The 14,783-nt window shown below is 44.6% G+C and carries 16 protein-coding genes and 1 other annotated feature; of the genes, 13 read left to right on the plus strand and 3 right to left on the minus strand.

Going from position 1 to position 14,783, the window contains the following annotated elements:
• Window positions 1–61 precede the first annotated feature (61 nt).
• From sigE to ileS, 10 genes are all read left to right on the plus strand, one after another.
• Window positions 62–784 (plus strand): RNA polymerase sporulation sigma factor SigE, encoded by a 723-nt coding sequence (sigE, locus tag GC098_RS33635; protein ID WP_047672364.1) that lies wholly within the window; start codon window positions 62–64, stop codon window positions 782–784.
• A 161-nt stretch (window positions 785–945) separates the two neighbouring features.
• On the plus strand, window positions 946–1,728 hold the full coding sequence (sigG, locus tag GC098_RS33640; RefSeq protein ID WP_057303043.1) for an RNA polymerase sporulation sigma factor SigG: 783 nt from the start codon (window positions 946–948) through the stop codon (window positions 1,726–1,728).
• A 135-nt stretch (window positions 1,729–1,863) separates the two neighbouring features.
• Window positions 1,864–2,163, plus strand: coding sequence for a YlmC/YmxH family sporulation protein (locus GC098_RS33645; protein ID WP_047672367.1), 300 nt, complete (start codon window positions 1,864–1,866; stop codon window positions 2,161–2,163).
• Window positions 2,164–2,282: 119 nt separating this feature from the next.
• On the plus strand, window positions 2,283–3,128 hold the full coding sequence (pgeF, locus tag GC098_RS33650; protein ID WP_171648413.1) for a peptidoglycan editing factor PgeF: 846 nt from the start codon (window positions 2,283–2,285) through the stop codon (window positions 3,126–3,128).
• A 44-nt stretch (window positions 3,129–3,172) separates the two neighbouring features.
• Window positions 3,173–3,859, plus strand: coding sequence for a YggS family pyridoxal phosphate-dependent enzyme (locus tag GC098_RS33655; protein ID WP_171648415.1), 687 nt, complete (start codon window positions 3,173–3,175; stop codon window positions 3,857–3,859).
• A gap of 38 nt (window positions 3,860–3,897) precedes the next feature.
• Entirely contained in the window at window positions 3,898–4,320 is a 423-nt protein-coding gene (locus tag GC098_RS33660) for a cell division protein SepF (RefSeq protein WP_171648417.1), read from the plus strand.
• Between the two features lie 32 nt (window positions 4,321–4,352).
• A complete protein-coding gene (locus GC098_RS33665; RefSeq protein ID WP_312880499.1) occupies window positions 4,353–4,625 on the plus strand; it encodes a YggT family protein in 273 nt (90 codons plus the stop codon).
• Window positions 4,626–4,627: 2 nt separating this feature from the next.
• Window positions 4,628–5,410, plus strand: a complete 783-nt coding sequence (locus GC098_RS33670) for a YlmH family RNA-binding protein (RefSeq protein WP_171648419.1) — start codon at window positions 4,628–4,630, stop codon at window positions 5,408–5,410.
• Between the two features lie 156 nt (window positions 5,411–5,566).
• On the plus strand, window positions 5,567–6,043 hold the full coding sequence (locus GC098_RS33675) for a DivIVA domain-containing protein (RefSeq protein ID WP_171648421.1): 477 nt from the start codon (window positions 5,567–5,569) through the stop codon (window positions 6,041–6,043).
• Window positions 6,044–6,115: 72 nt separating this feature from the next.
• Window positions 6,116–6,364 (plus strand) — a binding site (T-box leader).
• 67 nt (window positions 6,365–6,431) lie between these two features.
• Window positions 6,432–9,200, plus strand: a complete 2,769-nt coding sequence (ileS, locus tag GC098_RS33680; protein ID WP_171648423.1) for an isoleucine--tRNA ligase — start codon at window positions 6,432–6,434, stop codon at window positions 9,198–9,200.
• 51 nt (window positions 9,201–9,251) lie between these two features.
• Here the strand turns inward: ileS and GC098_RS33685 are convergent, their stop codons facing one another.
• The gene (locus tag GC098_RS33685; protein ID WP_171648425.1) at window positions 9,252–9,995 is read right to left on the minus strand and encodes a TraR/DksA C4-type zinc finger protein; all 744 of its coding nucleotides are present in this window, start codon (window positions 9,993–9,995) and stop codon (window positions 9,252–9,254) included.
• A 144-nt stretch (window positions 9,996–10,139) separates the two neighbouring features.
• On the opposite strand from GC098_RS33685, the gene lspA reads away from it, so the two are divergent.
• From lspA to GC098_RS33700, 3 genes are read left to right on the plus strand one after another with little or no spacing between them, the layout of a single operon-like run.
• On the plus strand, window positions 10,140–10,658 hold the full coding sequence (lspA, locus tag GC098_RS33690; protein ID WP_171648427.1) for a signal peptidase II: 519 nt from the start codon (window positions 10,140–10,142) through the stop codon (window positions 10,656–10,658).
• A complete protein-coding gene (locus GC098_RS33695) occupies window positions 10,633–11,583 on the plus strand; it encodes an RluA family pseudouridine synthase (protein WP_171648429.1) in 951 nt (316 codons plus the stop codon). Before lspA ends, GC098_RS33695 begins: the two co-directional genes overlap by 26 nt.
• 31 nt (window positions 11,584–11,614) lie before the next feature.
• On the plus strand, window positions 11,615–12,772 hold the full coding sequence (locus GC098_RS33700; protein ID WP_171648431.1) for an aminotransferase A: 1,158 nt from the start codon (window positions 11,615–11,617) through the stop codon (window positions 12,770–12,772).
• A gap of 107 nt (window positions 12,773–12,879) precedes the next feature.
• On the opposite strand, the gene GC098_RS33705 is transcribed toward GC098_RS33700, so the two are convergent.
• Together GC098_RS33705 and dapD are read right to left on the minus strand one after the other, a co-directional pair.
• A complete protein-coding gene (locus GC098_RS33705) occupies window positions 12,880–14,001 on the minus strand; it encodes an N-acetyldiaminopimelate deacetylase (protein ID WP_171648433.1) in 1,122 nt (373 codons plus the stop codon).
• A 21-nt stretch (window positions 14,002–14,022) separates the two neighbouring features.
• Window positions 14,023–14,733: a 2,3,4,5-tetrahydropyridine-2,6-dicarboxylate N-acetyltransferase gene (dapD, locus tag GC098_RS33710; RefSeq protein ID WP_171648435.1), complete on the minus strand. Its 711-nt coding sequence runs from the start codon at window positions 14,731–14,733 to the stop codon at window positions 14,023–14,025.
• Window positions 14,734–14,783: the final 50 nt, after the last annotated feature.

Genomic DNA, 14,783 nt, shown 5'->3' on the forward strand with positions numbered 1-14,783 from the left:
AACTCTACATATGCTTACGAAGTCAGTTTTGCATACGCAAAACTCTTAGGAGGAAACTAACATGTTCTTGAAGTGGAAAATGCTTTTTCAACTAGCGTATTATCGTATTTTAATGCTACTAGGCCTCAAAGGCGAAGAAATCTATTACATTGGCGGCAGTGAAGCGTTACCGCCCCCACTTACTAGAGAAGAAGAAGAGTACTTATTGGAAAAGTTACCGTCCGGGGATGCCGCAGTGCGAGCTATGCTGATTGAGCGCAACCTGAGATTGGTTGTCTATATAGCTAGAAAGTTCGAAAATACTGGCATCAATATCGAGGATTTGGTTTCTATCGGTGCCATCGGCCTAATAAAAGCGGTGAACACCTTTGACCCGGAGAAAAAGATCAAGCTAGCTACATATGCTTCCCGCTGTATTGAAAATGAAATTCTCATGTACTTACGACGAAACAGTAAAATACGTACGGAAGTTTCTTTCGATGAACCGCTTAATATTGATTGGGACGGAAATGAACTTCTGTTATCTGATGTTTTGGGGACCGAAAATGATACCATTTACAGAAATATTGAAGAACAGGTAGATCGAAAGCTGCTGCATAAAGCACTTGATAAGTTAACAGAGCGGGAACGCATCATCATGGAGCTCCGTTTCGGCCTGCAAGACGGGGAGGAAAAAACGCAAAAGGACGTCGCTGACTTACTGGGTATTTCACAATCGTATATCTCCAGATTGGAAAAGCGCATTATTAAAAGGCTTCGTAAAGAATTTAATAAGATGGTCTGAAAAATATTTTTTGACAGGTCATGTCGAATTTGTTCAGCAGTCACGGGAGGGAGCGAGTCGAAACCCTTTTGTCAAGTAGCTCCATCAGGGATAGGACAGGAATAAATCAACCGCTCACGGGGATAATTAACAGTAATGTTTCTCCTTGGGAGGTAATCACGGTGACCCGAAATAAAGTTGAGATATGTGGTGTTGATACCGCCAAACTGCCTGTTCTGACCAATGCTGAAATGCGCGAACTGTTTTCTGATTTGCAGACGAAACAGGAGCGAGCTGCAAGAGAGAAATTGGTCAATGGGAACCTAAGGTTAGTTCTAAGTGTGATCCAGCGGTTCAACAATCGCGGAGAGTATGTGGACGATCTCTTCCAAGTTGGCTGTATTGGTTTGATGAAAGCCATTGATAACTTTGATTTAAGTCAAAACGTCAAGTTCTCGACCTATGCTGTTCCGATGATTATAGGTGAGATTCGCCGCTACTTACGAGATAATAACCCGATTCGCGTTTCTCGTTCCTTAAGAGATATTGCTTACAAAGCTTTGCAAGTCAGAGACAGCTTGACGAATCAGAATTCACGCGAGCCTACGATCTATGAAATCTCCGAGGCGCTTAATGTGCCTAAAGAGGATGTCGTATTCGCGCTTGATGCCATTCAAGACCCGGTATCGTTATTCGAACCAATTTATCATGATGGCGGAGATCCCATCTATGTCATGGACCAGATCAGTGATGAGCGCAATAAGGACATGTCGTGGATTGAAGGAATTGCACTTCGTGAAGCTATGCGTAAACTAAATGCTAGGGAGAAGATGATTCTCTCCATGCGATTTTTTGAAGGGAAAACGCAGATGGAGGTGGCCGATGAGATCGGCATTTCCCAAGCTCAGGTTTCTAGGCTTGAGAAATCTGCCATCTGTCAGATGCAGAAACATGTGAAATCGTAATTAACATAAAGACTGGATCGGCTGTGACAAGCCGTGAAGGTCTTTTTTTGATTTTCAGGACATTTTGCCCACACCGCACATATACTAGTACAAAATCAGTTAAAAATCCTAATGAGATTCGTGGTGAATAGCCTCATGAAAATATCTGATTTCCAGACGAAAGATGTAATCAATATTGTCGATGGTAAAAAGCTCGGGCAAATCAGTGATTTGGAGCTTGATCTGCGTCAGGGTCGTATCGAATCGATAGTTGTACCTAATCAAAGCCGATTTTTCGGATTGTTCGGTTCAGGGACAGATGTCATTATACCTTGGAAGCATATTGTGAAAATTGGTGCGGATGTCGTTCTTGTGAAATTAGAAGATGTCCGGCCTTATCGTCAAACGGATGATAACGAAGGTGTTTATGAGTTCAATCAGCAATTCCGTAATTGACGGAAGGCACACGAGCGAAGGCTGCTGCATCATGGGCAGGCGAAGCAAACATCGTGTGTCTTTTTATTTTGTGCTAAAGTAAAAGGAGTAAAGATCCAAGTGTGGGGAGAGAAACGACCGTGGAACCATTTGTGAAACAAGCGAAAGAAGATGGGCCAGTCCTATTTACGATAGCAAGCTGGATGGAGCAGTACAGTGAATTAACCGTTGGTTTTACATCCCGCCATGGAGGAGTGAGTAGGGCACCGTATGCGACGCTCAATAGCGGACTGCATGTAAACGATGTACCAGAGCATGTGGTTAGGAATCGGGAGTTGATCGCTGAGGCCGTAGGACAGCCGTTTGAAGCATTCACGTATGCAGAACAGGTACATGGTAATGAAGTCACTATAGTAAGCTTACAGGAAAAAGGAATGGGCAGAGCATCCAGGGAAACGGCCATTCAAGCGAAGGACGGCTTCATTACTAATGAGAAAGGAATCGTTCTTTGTGCGCAATTTGCAGATTGTGTACCGTTATTTTTCTACGATCCTGTTAAGCGTGTTGCCGGGCTTGCTCATGCAGGTTGGAAAGGCACGGTGTTAAACATTTCCATGGCTACTATATCCTTAATGACACATACTTTTGGTAGTCAGCCCACAGACATTCGCGCGGCAATTGGTCCATCCATAAGAGCCTGCTGCTATGAGGTTGATGAGACTGTAGCTAATCGTGTGAATCAAGTACTTAAGGATATCAAAGCATCATCAGAAGAGCGTCAAGCTGTTATGGTCGACAAAGGAAATGGCAAGTATATGCTGAATTTGCAAGAATTGAACCGAAAATTGTTACTGCAAGCAGGAATTTTGTCGTCCCATATCGAAGTATCACAGTTATGTACGAGTTGTAGCACTGATCTCTTTTTTTCACATCGAAAAGAAGGCGGTTCTACAGGTAGAATGATTGCTTGGATTGGTCTTCTTTGAGGAGATTGATGCAAGCGCAGCGTTGAATTGAGGTGTCTGCATAAGTGAGTTTACTAGCCCGTAAAGATGAGGTTGAAGCCCGTGTCGCCGCATCATGTAAGCGGTCAGGACGGGAAGAGAACGAAGTTAAGATTATTGCTGTAACGAAATATGTTTCCTTAGAGACGACCAAAAGCGTATTGGATGCAGGACTTCTGCACATCGGTGAGAATCGTTGGCAGGATGTCAAGCCGAAGTGGGAAGTGCTCCACGAACGGGGAACATGGCATTTCATTGGACATCTGCAAACGAATAAAGTAAAGGACGTTATTGGTAAATTCGCCTACATTCACTCGTTGGATCGGATATCTCTGGCCAAAGAACTGGACAAGCAGGCTGCAGCTTTAGGAATTGAAGTAAATTGTTTATTGCAAGTGAACGTTTCCGGCGAAGAGTCAAAGTATGGTATTGCACCTGAGCATTTCTTCGATTTTGCTACAGAAGTTAGTGGGCTAAAACATATACATATCACAGGTTTGATGACCATGGCTCCTTACGAGATGGAGGCCGATGCAACAAGACCTGTCTTCCGTGGATTGAGAGAATTGCGAGATCGTCTGAATGAACGGAGAATTTTCCCATACGAGATAACGGAGTTATCCATGGGCATGTCTGGAGACTTTGAAGTAGCGATTGAAGAAGGTGCAACTTGGGTTCGTTTGGGTACTGTTTTGGTAGGGAAAGAACTTTAGTTAACCTGATTTAAGAACATGATAAGGAGGGAACTATAGTGGGTGTTTATAACCGATTTATGAATTTTCTTGGGCTGCAAGAAGAGGAAGAGGTTGTGGAGCGGGAGCGTATTGTGGAAGCCACAGAAGAACCTGAAACCAATCCTTATGAATTACGTAATAAAAATAAGGCGAATGTCGTCAGCATTCATTCACAGAAAAATGCACGTGTCGTGCTAAGTGAACCTCGAACCTATGAAGAGACGCAGGATATTGCAGATCATCTTCGCTCCAGAAGAGCTGTGATCGTCAATTTGCAGCGAGTTCGTGGTGATCAAGCCATACGTATCGTAGATTTCTTAAGCGGGACGGTATATGCTTTGAATGGGTCTATATCCAAACTAGGACCAAATATCTTCCTCTGTACACCAGATTCAGTTGATATTCATGGTCACATCTCCGAGATGATGGGTGAAGAATAGGCGCATATCCTAACACAGAGGTGGATGCATACGTGAATTACGTTCACTATTATCTTAGTATTTTGATGGAAATTTATTATTTCATGATTATCGGTTATTTGATCCTCTCTTGGTTTCCTAATGCACGTGAAAGCTTCGTTGGAGGACTCCTTGGGAAATTGGTTGAACCATATTTAAGCCCTTTCCGGAAAATTATTCCTAGCATTGGGTTCATTGATCTTTCGCCAATTGTGGCCTTAATCGCTCTGCGATTTGTGGTTATGGGGATTATAGCTGTACTCGATTTCATTGTGGGGTTGTTCTAACATTGCCAAAAGAACTCTACGGTCATTTTCATTCGGATGAACATCATTTTGTCGACAAAGCCTGGGATTGGGTGGAACGTGCAGCTGAGCAGCATGCCGTGAAGCTAACGGATTTTCTAGATCCCAGACAAGCTTTTATACTGACGTCACTCGTTAATCGACACCCAGATGTACACTGCCGTTTAGATGGCGGATACTCGACCGCCGAACGAAGAAGGGCTCTTATTGCCCCTGATTACCGATCTTTGGATGGGGAAGATATGGCCATGGCGGTCTTGTCCGTTTCTTCCGGAGACGGCAAATTTCTAACATTAGAACATGGAGATTACATGGGCGCCATTCTTGGACTCGGCATGAAGCGAGACAAGGTTGGCGATATTCATGTTATAGAGGGCGGCTGCCATTGTTTGGTTACCCAGGATGCTGCGGATTACCTACATTTGAATTTGTCCCAGGTACATAGGGTTCATGTGCAAACAGAGTTGCTTTCGTTAGATAAACTGGAACTCGCTCATGTACAATTGGACGAGCTGAACCTGTCTGTTGCATCAATGCGTATGGACGGGATTGTGAGCGATGTATTCAGGCTTAGCCGAGCTAAAATATTGGTTCCCATTCAAGCTGGCCGCTGCCGCGTCAATTGGAAGCTTGAGGAAGATCCTAGTAAGCCTCTTAAAGAGGGGGATATGGTGTCTTTGCAAGGATTTGGTAGATTCAAGGTGCTTGAAGTGGAAGGCGTAACGAAAAAAGGACGTATTCGTGTGAAGATCGGCAAATTTGCATGAACGTGGATAATTTATCCACGAACTTTGCAGGAATTGCTTATTTTCTGTCGAACTGATTCAGTATAGATGTGGGTTCAATCTAGCTTTCATGGAAGAAAGCTTAGCTTATGCTTACGAAGTCAGTTTTGCTGCGCAAAACGCTAAGGAGGGGCACTGATGCCATTAACACCGCTAGACATACATAATAAGGAGTTTTCCCGCTCGTTCCGCGGTTATGATGAAGATCAAGTGAATGAATTCCTGGATCAAGTCATTAAGGATTACGAGGCATTGATTCGTGAGAATAAAGACTTGCACAATCAAACGGTGGCACTGCAGGAACGTTTGGACCATTTCACGAATATTGAGGAATCACTTAGCAAAACGATCATCGTTGCTCAAGAAGCTGCGGATGAAGTGAGAAGCAACGCCAAGAAAGAAGCGCAGCTGATCTTGAAGGAAGCTGAGAAGAATGCAGATCGGATTATTAATGAATCCTTGACGCGTTCACGCAAGGTTGCTTTGGAGATTGAAGAATTGAAGAAACAAGCCTCCATTTATCGCACACGCTTCCGGACGCTGCTTGAAGCACAATTAGAGCTGCTCAACACGGAAGGCTGGCAAAGTATGCAGTTTGAAAATAAAGAAGAGTAGGAATCGATGAATAGGTGGTTGTCATATTGACTATGCCTAACGAATTGGTTATACTCCTGTTAAATGTATCTCAGTAAAGCTATGATTGGAACGAGTAGGTCGAATTAGCAGTGTCAGCGAATTAGGGTATTGGTGTGAGCCTAATCTCTGCAGCGTACCGAATATCCCCCAGGAGCGTCTCTTGAAGCGAGTAGAGAGAAACGGGTCATGCCGTTACACATGATCGAGTGATTAAGCTTATGTTCGATACGCCCGAAGGTGTATGTTCATTTTGCTTTTTAACGAGGGTGGTACCGCGAGTTAAAGTTTCTCGTCCCTTTTTGGGGATGAGAGGCTTTTTTTGTTTTTCTGATAACATAAAGTTTGAGGCAGGAATGGAGTGGTTGGCATGGATTATGGCAAAACATTAAATTTACTACAAACAGAGTTTCCGATGAGAGGCAATTTGCCGCAGGCGGAACCGAAAATTCAAGAACACTGGGAAGCTGAAGACATTTATGCCAAAGTGCAGGAGAGTCGCAAAGGCAGAACAAAATTCATTCTGCATGATGGACCTCCGTACGCGAACGGTGATATTCATATCGGACATGCTTTAAACAAGGTATTAAAAGATATCATCGTACGATTCAAAACATTACAAGGCTTCGATGCGCCTTATGTTCCAGGCTGGGATACACACGGATTGCCGATTGAGCAAGTCATTACGAATAGCGGTAAAGTTGATCGTAAAAAAATGACCGTCCCTGAGTTCCGTGAATATTGCAAAGAATACGCCCTTCAGTCCGTTGAGAAACAGAAGAGCCAATTCCAGCGTCTGGGTATCCGTGGTGATTGGAAGAATCCATATATCACACTGCAGCCAAATTATGAAGCTCAGCAAATTCGAGTGTTCGGTAAAATGGTACAAAAAGGCTTTGTGTACAAAGGGTTGAAGCCTGTTTATTGGTCCCCATCTTCCGAAAGTGCACTTGCGGAAGCTGAGATTGAGTACAAAGAAAAAACCTCCACATCCATTTACGTGGCGTTCCCTGTTAAAGACGGCAAAGGTAAGCTGCCGCAGGATGCCGCTATTGTGATCTGGACGACAACAGCATGGACGCTGCCTGCAAACCTGGGCATTTCACTTCATCCTGAGTTCGACTATGCTGTTGTTGGGGCCGGTGGGAAGAAATATGTACTTGCACAGGGCTTGCTTGCTGCTGCAGCTAAGGAAATTGGCTGGACCGATTACGAAGTGTTGTCGACGGTAAAAGGCAGCGAACTCGAGTTCGTTACGTGCCAGCATCCGTTCTATGACCGTGAATCGCTTGTTATGGTTGGCGAACATGTGACACTAGAAGCGGGTACAGGCTGCGTACACACAGCTCCTGGACACGGGGAAGACGATTTCGCAATTGGACAACGTTATAACATCGGAGTGCTATGTCCTGTTGATGATCAAGGGCATTTCACTGCTGAAGCACCGGGCTTTGAAGGCATGTTCTACGAAAAAGGCGGCAAGCTGATTATCGAAAAGCTGCAAGAATCAGGTCTATTGCTTAAAGCTGGAGAAATTCAGCATCAATACGCCCATGATTGGCGCACGAAGAAGCCTGTTATTTATCGAGCAACAGAGCAGTGGTTCGCGTCTATTGATAAATTCAGACAAGAGATGCTGGATGAAATCAAGCAAGTGAAGTGGACACCAGAGTGGGGCGAAATCCGCCTGCATAACATGATTGCAGATCGCGGAGACTGGTGCATTTCGAGGCAGCGTGCATGGGGTGTTCCTATTCCGATCTTCTACTGCCGCAGCTGTAATGAACCGCTTGTCAATGAACAAACCATTGAGCATGTGGCTCAGTTATTTGAGCAAGAAGGCTCAAATGCTTGGTTTATCAAGGATGAGAAGGATCTCCTTCCTCAGGAAACTAGCTGCTCCAAATGTGGTCATGGTGAGTTCCGTAAGGAAACGGATATCATGGACGTATGGTTTGATTCTGGTTCTAGCCATGTGGCTGTGTTAGAATCCCGTCCTGAGCTGCAGTGGCCTGCGGATCTGTACTTAGAAGGTTCTGACCAGTACCGTGGTTGGTTCAACTCCTCTCTCATTACAGGTGTTGCCACAAGAGAGAAATCGCCTTATAAAGGCGTTCTCAGCCATGGCTTTACGCTGGATGGAGAAGGACGGAAAATGTCCAAGTCGATCGGAAACACGATTGATCCGAATGTGGTGTGTGGTAAGCTAGGCGCCGATATCCTGCGTTTGTGGGTATCCTCAGTCGATTATCAATCGGATCACCGGATTTCGGATAATATCTTGAACCAAACGACGGAAGTTTACCGTAAAATTCGCAACACGATGCGTTTCTTGCTGGGTAACATGAGTCATTTCAACCCAGAAACAGATCAGGTAGCCGCAGAGAATTTGTCTGAGCTCGACCGTTATGCGTTGATTCGCTTGAATCGCATGATTGAGAAGGTAGTGAAGGCTTATGAAGCGTATGAATTCCATGTCGTTTACCAAACGATTCATCATTTCTGCGCGGTTGAAATGAGCTCATTCTACTTGGATATTATCAAGGACCGTTTGTATGCAAACGCGCCTCATGATCCTGCTCGGAAAGCTTCGCAAACCGTATTATATGCTTCCTTAACTGCGATTACGAAGCTGATTTCACCTATTCTTCCACATACAGCGGATGAAGTATGGAAGTACATTCCTGGAGTTGAGCTCAGCAGTGTGCAGTTAGCAGAATTACCGGAAGTCGATTCAAGTTTATACAAGGAAGAAGTGGAAACTAAATGGAATAGTTTCCTGGATGTTAGAGATGAAGTTCTGAAAGCTCTCGAAGAGGCACGTAAAGAGAAGGTCATCGGTAACTCATTAGGAGCTGCTGTACATCTATATCCGAATGAAGCTACTTACGACTTACTTATGCAATTGGAGCAGTTGGATCAATTGTTCATCGTGTCTGCTGTGAGCGTGCATAAACCTGGGACGGAGGCTCCTGCTGGGGTGTATCAATCGAAGGACGCTGTCATTGCTATCGCAGTAGCTGAAGGTGAGAAGTGCGAGCGCTGTTGGATAGTGACTCCTGAGGTGGGGCAAAGTAAAGAACATCCGACACTTTGTACCAGATGTAATGACGTTGTTTCGGCTCATTACCACGAGTAAAGGAAGCAAACGAGCTTTCGCTTTATGCGAAGCTCGTTTGTCCTGTTTTTTCTAGAGCTGCTCATCCTCTGAGTTGGAAAGGTTTTCTGGTTCGAGTAGAGGATCGCCCTCGCCGTTATGCATATAATCACGGTAGGACTTGCCTCGAACAATGGTGACATGTTCACCATACAGGTCTGTCGCAACAAAGCTTTCAAAAGATTCAACATAACCTTCGTGTTCATCGGCCTCAATATACATTTCGTTGTAGCTTTCCACATTCGGGTCTTCGGCAAAAGCTGGCGAATTGGAGGTGCCCCAACTTTCAACGATTTGCCAGGCATCTTCACCATCAAATTCGGTCTCATCGTCACGTTCATCAAAGCTGGTTCGACCAAAAGGTGGATACAGCACTTGTTCTTCAACAGGTCTTCTGAAGGATTGGTCAGGATCAGGAACGTGTTCTAAGCTGTAAATGGTGGTAGGGATAGCTTGCAAGCGCTCAAAGGGAATCGGTTGTTTGCTGAACACACATATGCCATATTCTCCACTCTCCATGCGTGCTAAAGCTTCATTGACTTGATTTAAATGAAATTCAGCATGTTCATTGAGTGAAATATCTTTTTCTCGTTCGTAAATTTCTGTGGCGATGTCTCCTGGATGATTGTCGTACATGGAGAGCTCACCAGTACTATCTTTAAAAGAATTGGACAGGCCATAATTATCATTCGTGGCAAAATGTTTCTCGAGATAAAGCTTTTCCTCCAATAATTGCAGATATAATTCTCTTAATTGCTCCTCGGATAAATGGCTCATAGGTCGAAAGTACAGCTCCTTTCTAACAGCTGATGCATACCGTTATAATGCCGAGTGACAGCTTTTTTTAGTGAGGTAATTCCTTGAAACTAAGGAAATAAGGAACTTGTTTAAGCTTACGAAAACTCTTAGGAGGAAAAGATCATGAAATATTATTTTTATGCGCTCATCGTATTTATTTTGGATCAAGTATCCAAATGGTTTATTGTGAAACGGATCCCGCTTGGCGAGGAGCGTCCAGTGCTGGGTGATTTCTTCATCCTGACGTCGCATCGTAATAGGGGCGCGGCATTTGGTATTTTGCAAAACCAAAGATGGTTTTTCATTGTGGTTACACTTATTGTTGTGATTGGTATTCTCTGGTACATACGTCGGACGATTCGTGAAAGAAAAGTTTTGTTATCTTTTGCGCTTAGTCTTCTGCTAGGAGGAGCAATCGGTAATTTCATTGATCGAGCACTATTCGGTGAAGTTGTAGATTTCCTGCAGTTTACCTTTGATTTTAGCTTGTTTGGCAAAGCCATATATTATATTTATCCGATTTTCAATTTAGCTGATTCGGCCATCGTGATCGGGGTAATCCTGATTTTCTTAGAATCGTTACTTACTTGGAGAAAAGAGAAAAAAGGAGCAACGAATGAACACAAATCAGACCTCATCTGAGGCCGCTACAAATGATGTCATCGAATGGACGGTTGAAGGGCAGTATGCCGGTGAACGTATTGATAAATTCATTACGGAAGCATTGGAAGAAGATGTGTCAAGAACACTCGTTCAGCAATGGGTCAAAGACGGGCATGTTAAAGTGAATGGGAAAGCCATAAAACCAAACTATAAACTGTCTGAACAAGATGTTATTTCTTTGCGCATTCCTGAACCCCAGGGTGTTGAGCTTGCCGCGGAAAACATTCCTCTTAATGTGGTATACGAGGACGCCGATGTCATTGTAATCAATAAGCAGCGGGGACTTGTCGTTCATCCAGCACCTGGCCATTACTCAGGTACATTGGTTAACGCATTAATGTACCATTGCAAGGATCTATCTGGCATCAACGGAGAACTGCGTCCTGGAATCGTACATCGGATTGATAAGGACACATCCGGCCTAATCATGTCAGCAAAGAACGACAAAGCACACGCTAGCTTAGCTGAACAGTTAAAGGCTCATACGGTCAATCGCAAATATATCGCCTTGGTACATGGAAACCTACAGCATGATCAAGGTACGATTGACGCTCCAATTGGTCGGGATTCAAATGATCGCAAGATGTATACGGTAACGGAGAAAAACAGCAAGCAAGCAGTGACTCATTTCGTAGTTATCGAACGCTTTGGCGATTTTACCTTGGTGGAGCTGAAGTTGGAAACGGGAAGAACCCACCAAATTCGTGTGCATATGAAATTCATTGGTCACCCTCTTGTAGGGGATCCGATGTACGGCAAGAGTAAAGGGATGCTGATGGATGGCCAGGCGCTGCACGCTGCCATTCTGGGCTTTAAGCATCCGCGTACAGGGGAATGGATGCAATTTGAAGCACCGATTCCAGCTGATATGGAAAACCTTCTGCAAACAATTCGAACATCCTAGGGTTCTTCAGAGTGGGAGAGGAGTGAATCACATGGAGCATCTGATTAATCCACAAGTGAAAGACATTCAAATTTCAGGCATTCGCAAAATATCGAATCTCGTCAGCACCATTCCAGGCGCATTGACGTTAACGATTGGACAGCCTGATTTCCCGACGCCGCGGCATATTATTGAAGCTGGACAGCGGGCTTTGGATCAAAATAAAACAGTTTATACGCAAAATCCCGGACTATTGGAACTGCGAGAAGCTGTATCCAGCTTCGTTCACAAAAAGTACGGCCAACAATATCGCGCGGCTGACGAAATTATCGTGACAGCTGGAGCGAGTCAAGCGGTAGACATTACGTTACGTACCATTCTTACACCTGGTGCAGAAGTTATTATTCCCGCACCAATTTACCCTGGGTACGAGCCATTAATCAGATTGGCAGGGGGAGTCCCTGTCTACGTCGATACCAGACCGAATGGCTTGAAATTAACGGCAGAGTTACTTGAGCCTTATCTAACAGATAACACGCGCTGTGTTATTTTATGTTACCCGTCTAATCCTACAGGCCAAGTACTCACGGAGCAGGAATTGGCCGATTTGGCTCAATTATTAGAAGATCGGGAATTGTTTATTTTATCCGATGAAATTTACAGTGAGCTTGTTTACGGTGTTCGTCATCAGTCTATTGCAACGATTGGCAAACTCCGCGAGAAAACGATTGTCATTAATGGCCTCTCCAAATCTCACGCTATGACAGGTTGGCGAGTTGGATTCACATTAGCGCCGGCTTACATTACGGAGCATATGGTCAAGGTGCATCAGTATAATGTGACTTGTGCAAGCTCTGTAAGCCAGTATGCGGCATTAGAGGCTTTAACAGTTGGTGTGGATGATGCGCTGCCTATGCGCAATGCCTATGAAGTTCGTAGGGATTATGTCTATGATCGTCTGCTTGCTATGGGCTTCGAGTTGGAGAAGCCGAATGGGGCGTTTTATTTGTTCCCATCCATTGTTAAATTCGGATTGAGCTCTCAGGACTTTACCATGAGGCTGCTTCATGAGGAACATGTTGCTGTTGTTCCTGGAGATGCTTTCACTTCTTACGGAGAAGGCTATATCCGTATTTCTTATGCTTATTCGCAAGAAGTATTGGAAGAGTCACTTGATCGTCTTGAGCGCTTTGTAAATAAACTAGCGTGAGCTAGCTAATTGCAAGGCATTTAATAAGTCGACGTTTATGACAATACGAAAAAACCTCCAATTCCACAATGAAAGTGGGTTGGAGGTTTTGAGGTTTTTCTTTGCTTTTAATTAGATTTAAATCGTAAATAGGCTGTAATGGTATCTACGGCTACATCAATAGCGTTCTCGTTAGGATCAAGCTTGGCGTTATGCAACCCATGAGGGGTGTCTACCCCTAACCAGAACATGAAGCCAGGTATTTGCTCCAAAAAGTAGCCGAAGTCTTCGCCTGTCATCGCTTCTGTGCACTCCACAAGCTGCACGTTATCATTACCGCGCAGCCAGTCCATGAATTCCACTGTCAAAGCAGGATCATTGAACACTTGGCGGTAATTCGAGCCATAATCAATAGAGACTTGACACTCGAAGGAACTTTCGATTCCTGCCGCTACAGCTTCGATACGTTTCTTGATCTTGTTCATAGAATCAGCGGAAAGGGTGCGAATCGTGCCTTCCAAGCGGGCTTTTTCGGCGATAATGTTTTGCTTTGTTCCAGCTTCCATTTTACCAATGGTAATGACGGCCGAATCAAGCGGATTCACATTACGGGAAATAATGGTTTGCAGTTGACCAACCATTTGTGTCGCCGCTATGATCATATCATTTGCTTGGTGCGGGTAAGCGGCATGTCCGCCTTTGCCTAGCAGGTCAATGAACAACTCAGATGTGTTGGCAAACAAGATCTCCGGCCTAGTGGCAATCGTGCCTACTGGATACTCAGGAGCAATATGGAGTGCAACCATCTGGTCGGGCTTCCAATCCTGCAATTCTTCAGCAGCAAGCATGGGTAATGCGCCGCCTGGACCTTCTTCAGCTGGCTGAAACAACACAATCAGGTCATCCTTCATCGGCTGCTGAACGAAATGGGTGACAACGCCCATCCCAATCGACATGTGAAAATCATGTCCGCATGCATGCATGTAACCTGGATGCTGGGAAGGAAACGGAAGAGAGGTCTCTTCCGTGATGGGCAGCCCGTCCATATCCGCTCGATATCCGAAGCGTTTGGTAGGGTTCGTACCTTTGATATAAACCAAAATGCCAGTGCGCCAAGTGCGAATCGTCATTCTATCCTGAGGAAGCTTAGCAAGATGGTCAAGGAGAAGCTGTTGCGTCTTGAACTCTTGAAAGCCCGGCTCCGGGATTTGGTGAAGCTGACGGCGCAGCTCTATAAAGGGGCTAAGCATGGTGAATTCCTCCAGAACACCTTACAGGGTGCGCAGATCTTGTAAAATTTCTGTTTTGGACTTCGTTTTATCGTCCACTTTCTTGATCACTCGTGCAGGTGCTCCTGCTACAACCGTATATTCTTCAACATCTTGTGTAACGATAGCGCCGGCAGCAACAACAGATCCTTTTCCGATGCGAACACCTTCTAAGATAACTGCATTCGCTCCAACAAGTACATCATCTTCAATCACACAAGGTTGTGCGGAAGGGGGTTCAATAACGCCTGCAACGACTGCACCAGCGCCGATGTGACACATTTTCCCTACTTGTGCTCTACCGCCAAGAACAGCATTCATGTCGATCATTGTACCATCGCCAACAGAAGCACCAATATTAATGAGAGCGCCCATCATGATGACTGCGTTGTCTCCGATATGTACTTTATCACGAATGATCGCACCTGGTTCAATGCGCGCATTGATTGGCTTGAGATCAAGCATAGGAATCGCAGAATTGCGACGATCCGCTTCAACGACGAAATCCGCGATTTGTGCTTTGTTTGCTTCAAGAACAGGCTGAATTTCGCTCCATTCGCCAAAAACAACGCCGCTTCCGCCGGATATAAAGGTTTGGCTGCCTTCGCCAAAGTTAATACCTTCAAGGTTTCCTTTTACGTATACTTTAACAGGCGTTTTTTTCTTGCTTTCTTTAATAAATTGAATAATTTCTAACGTATTCATCTCGGTCATGGTGACATCTCCTTAAAATTTAGATTGACTCTCCTATATTATCAGAAAGG

The organism is Paenibacillus phytorum (assembly GCF_013141715.1).
Lineage (GTDB): Bacteria > Bacillota > Bacilli > Paenibacillales > NBRC-103111 > Paenibacillus_E > Paenibacillus_E phytorum.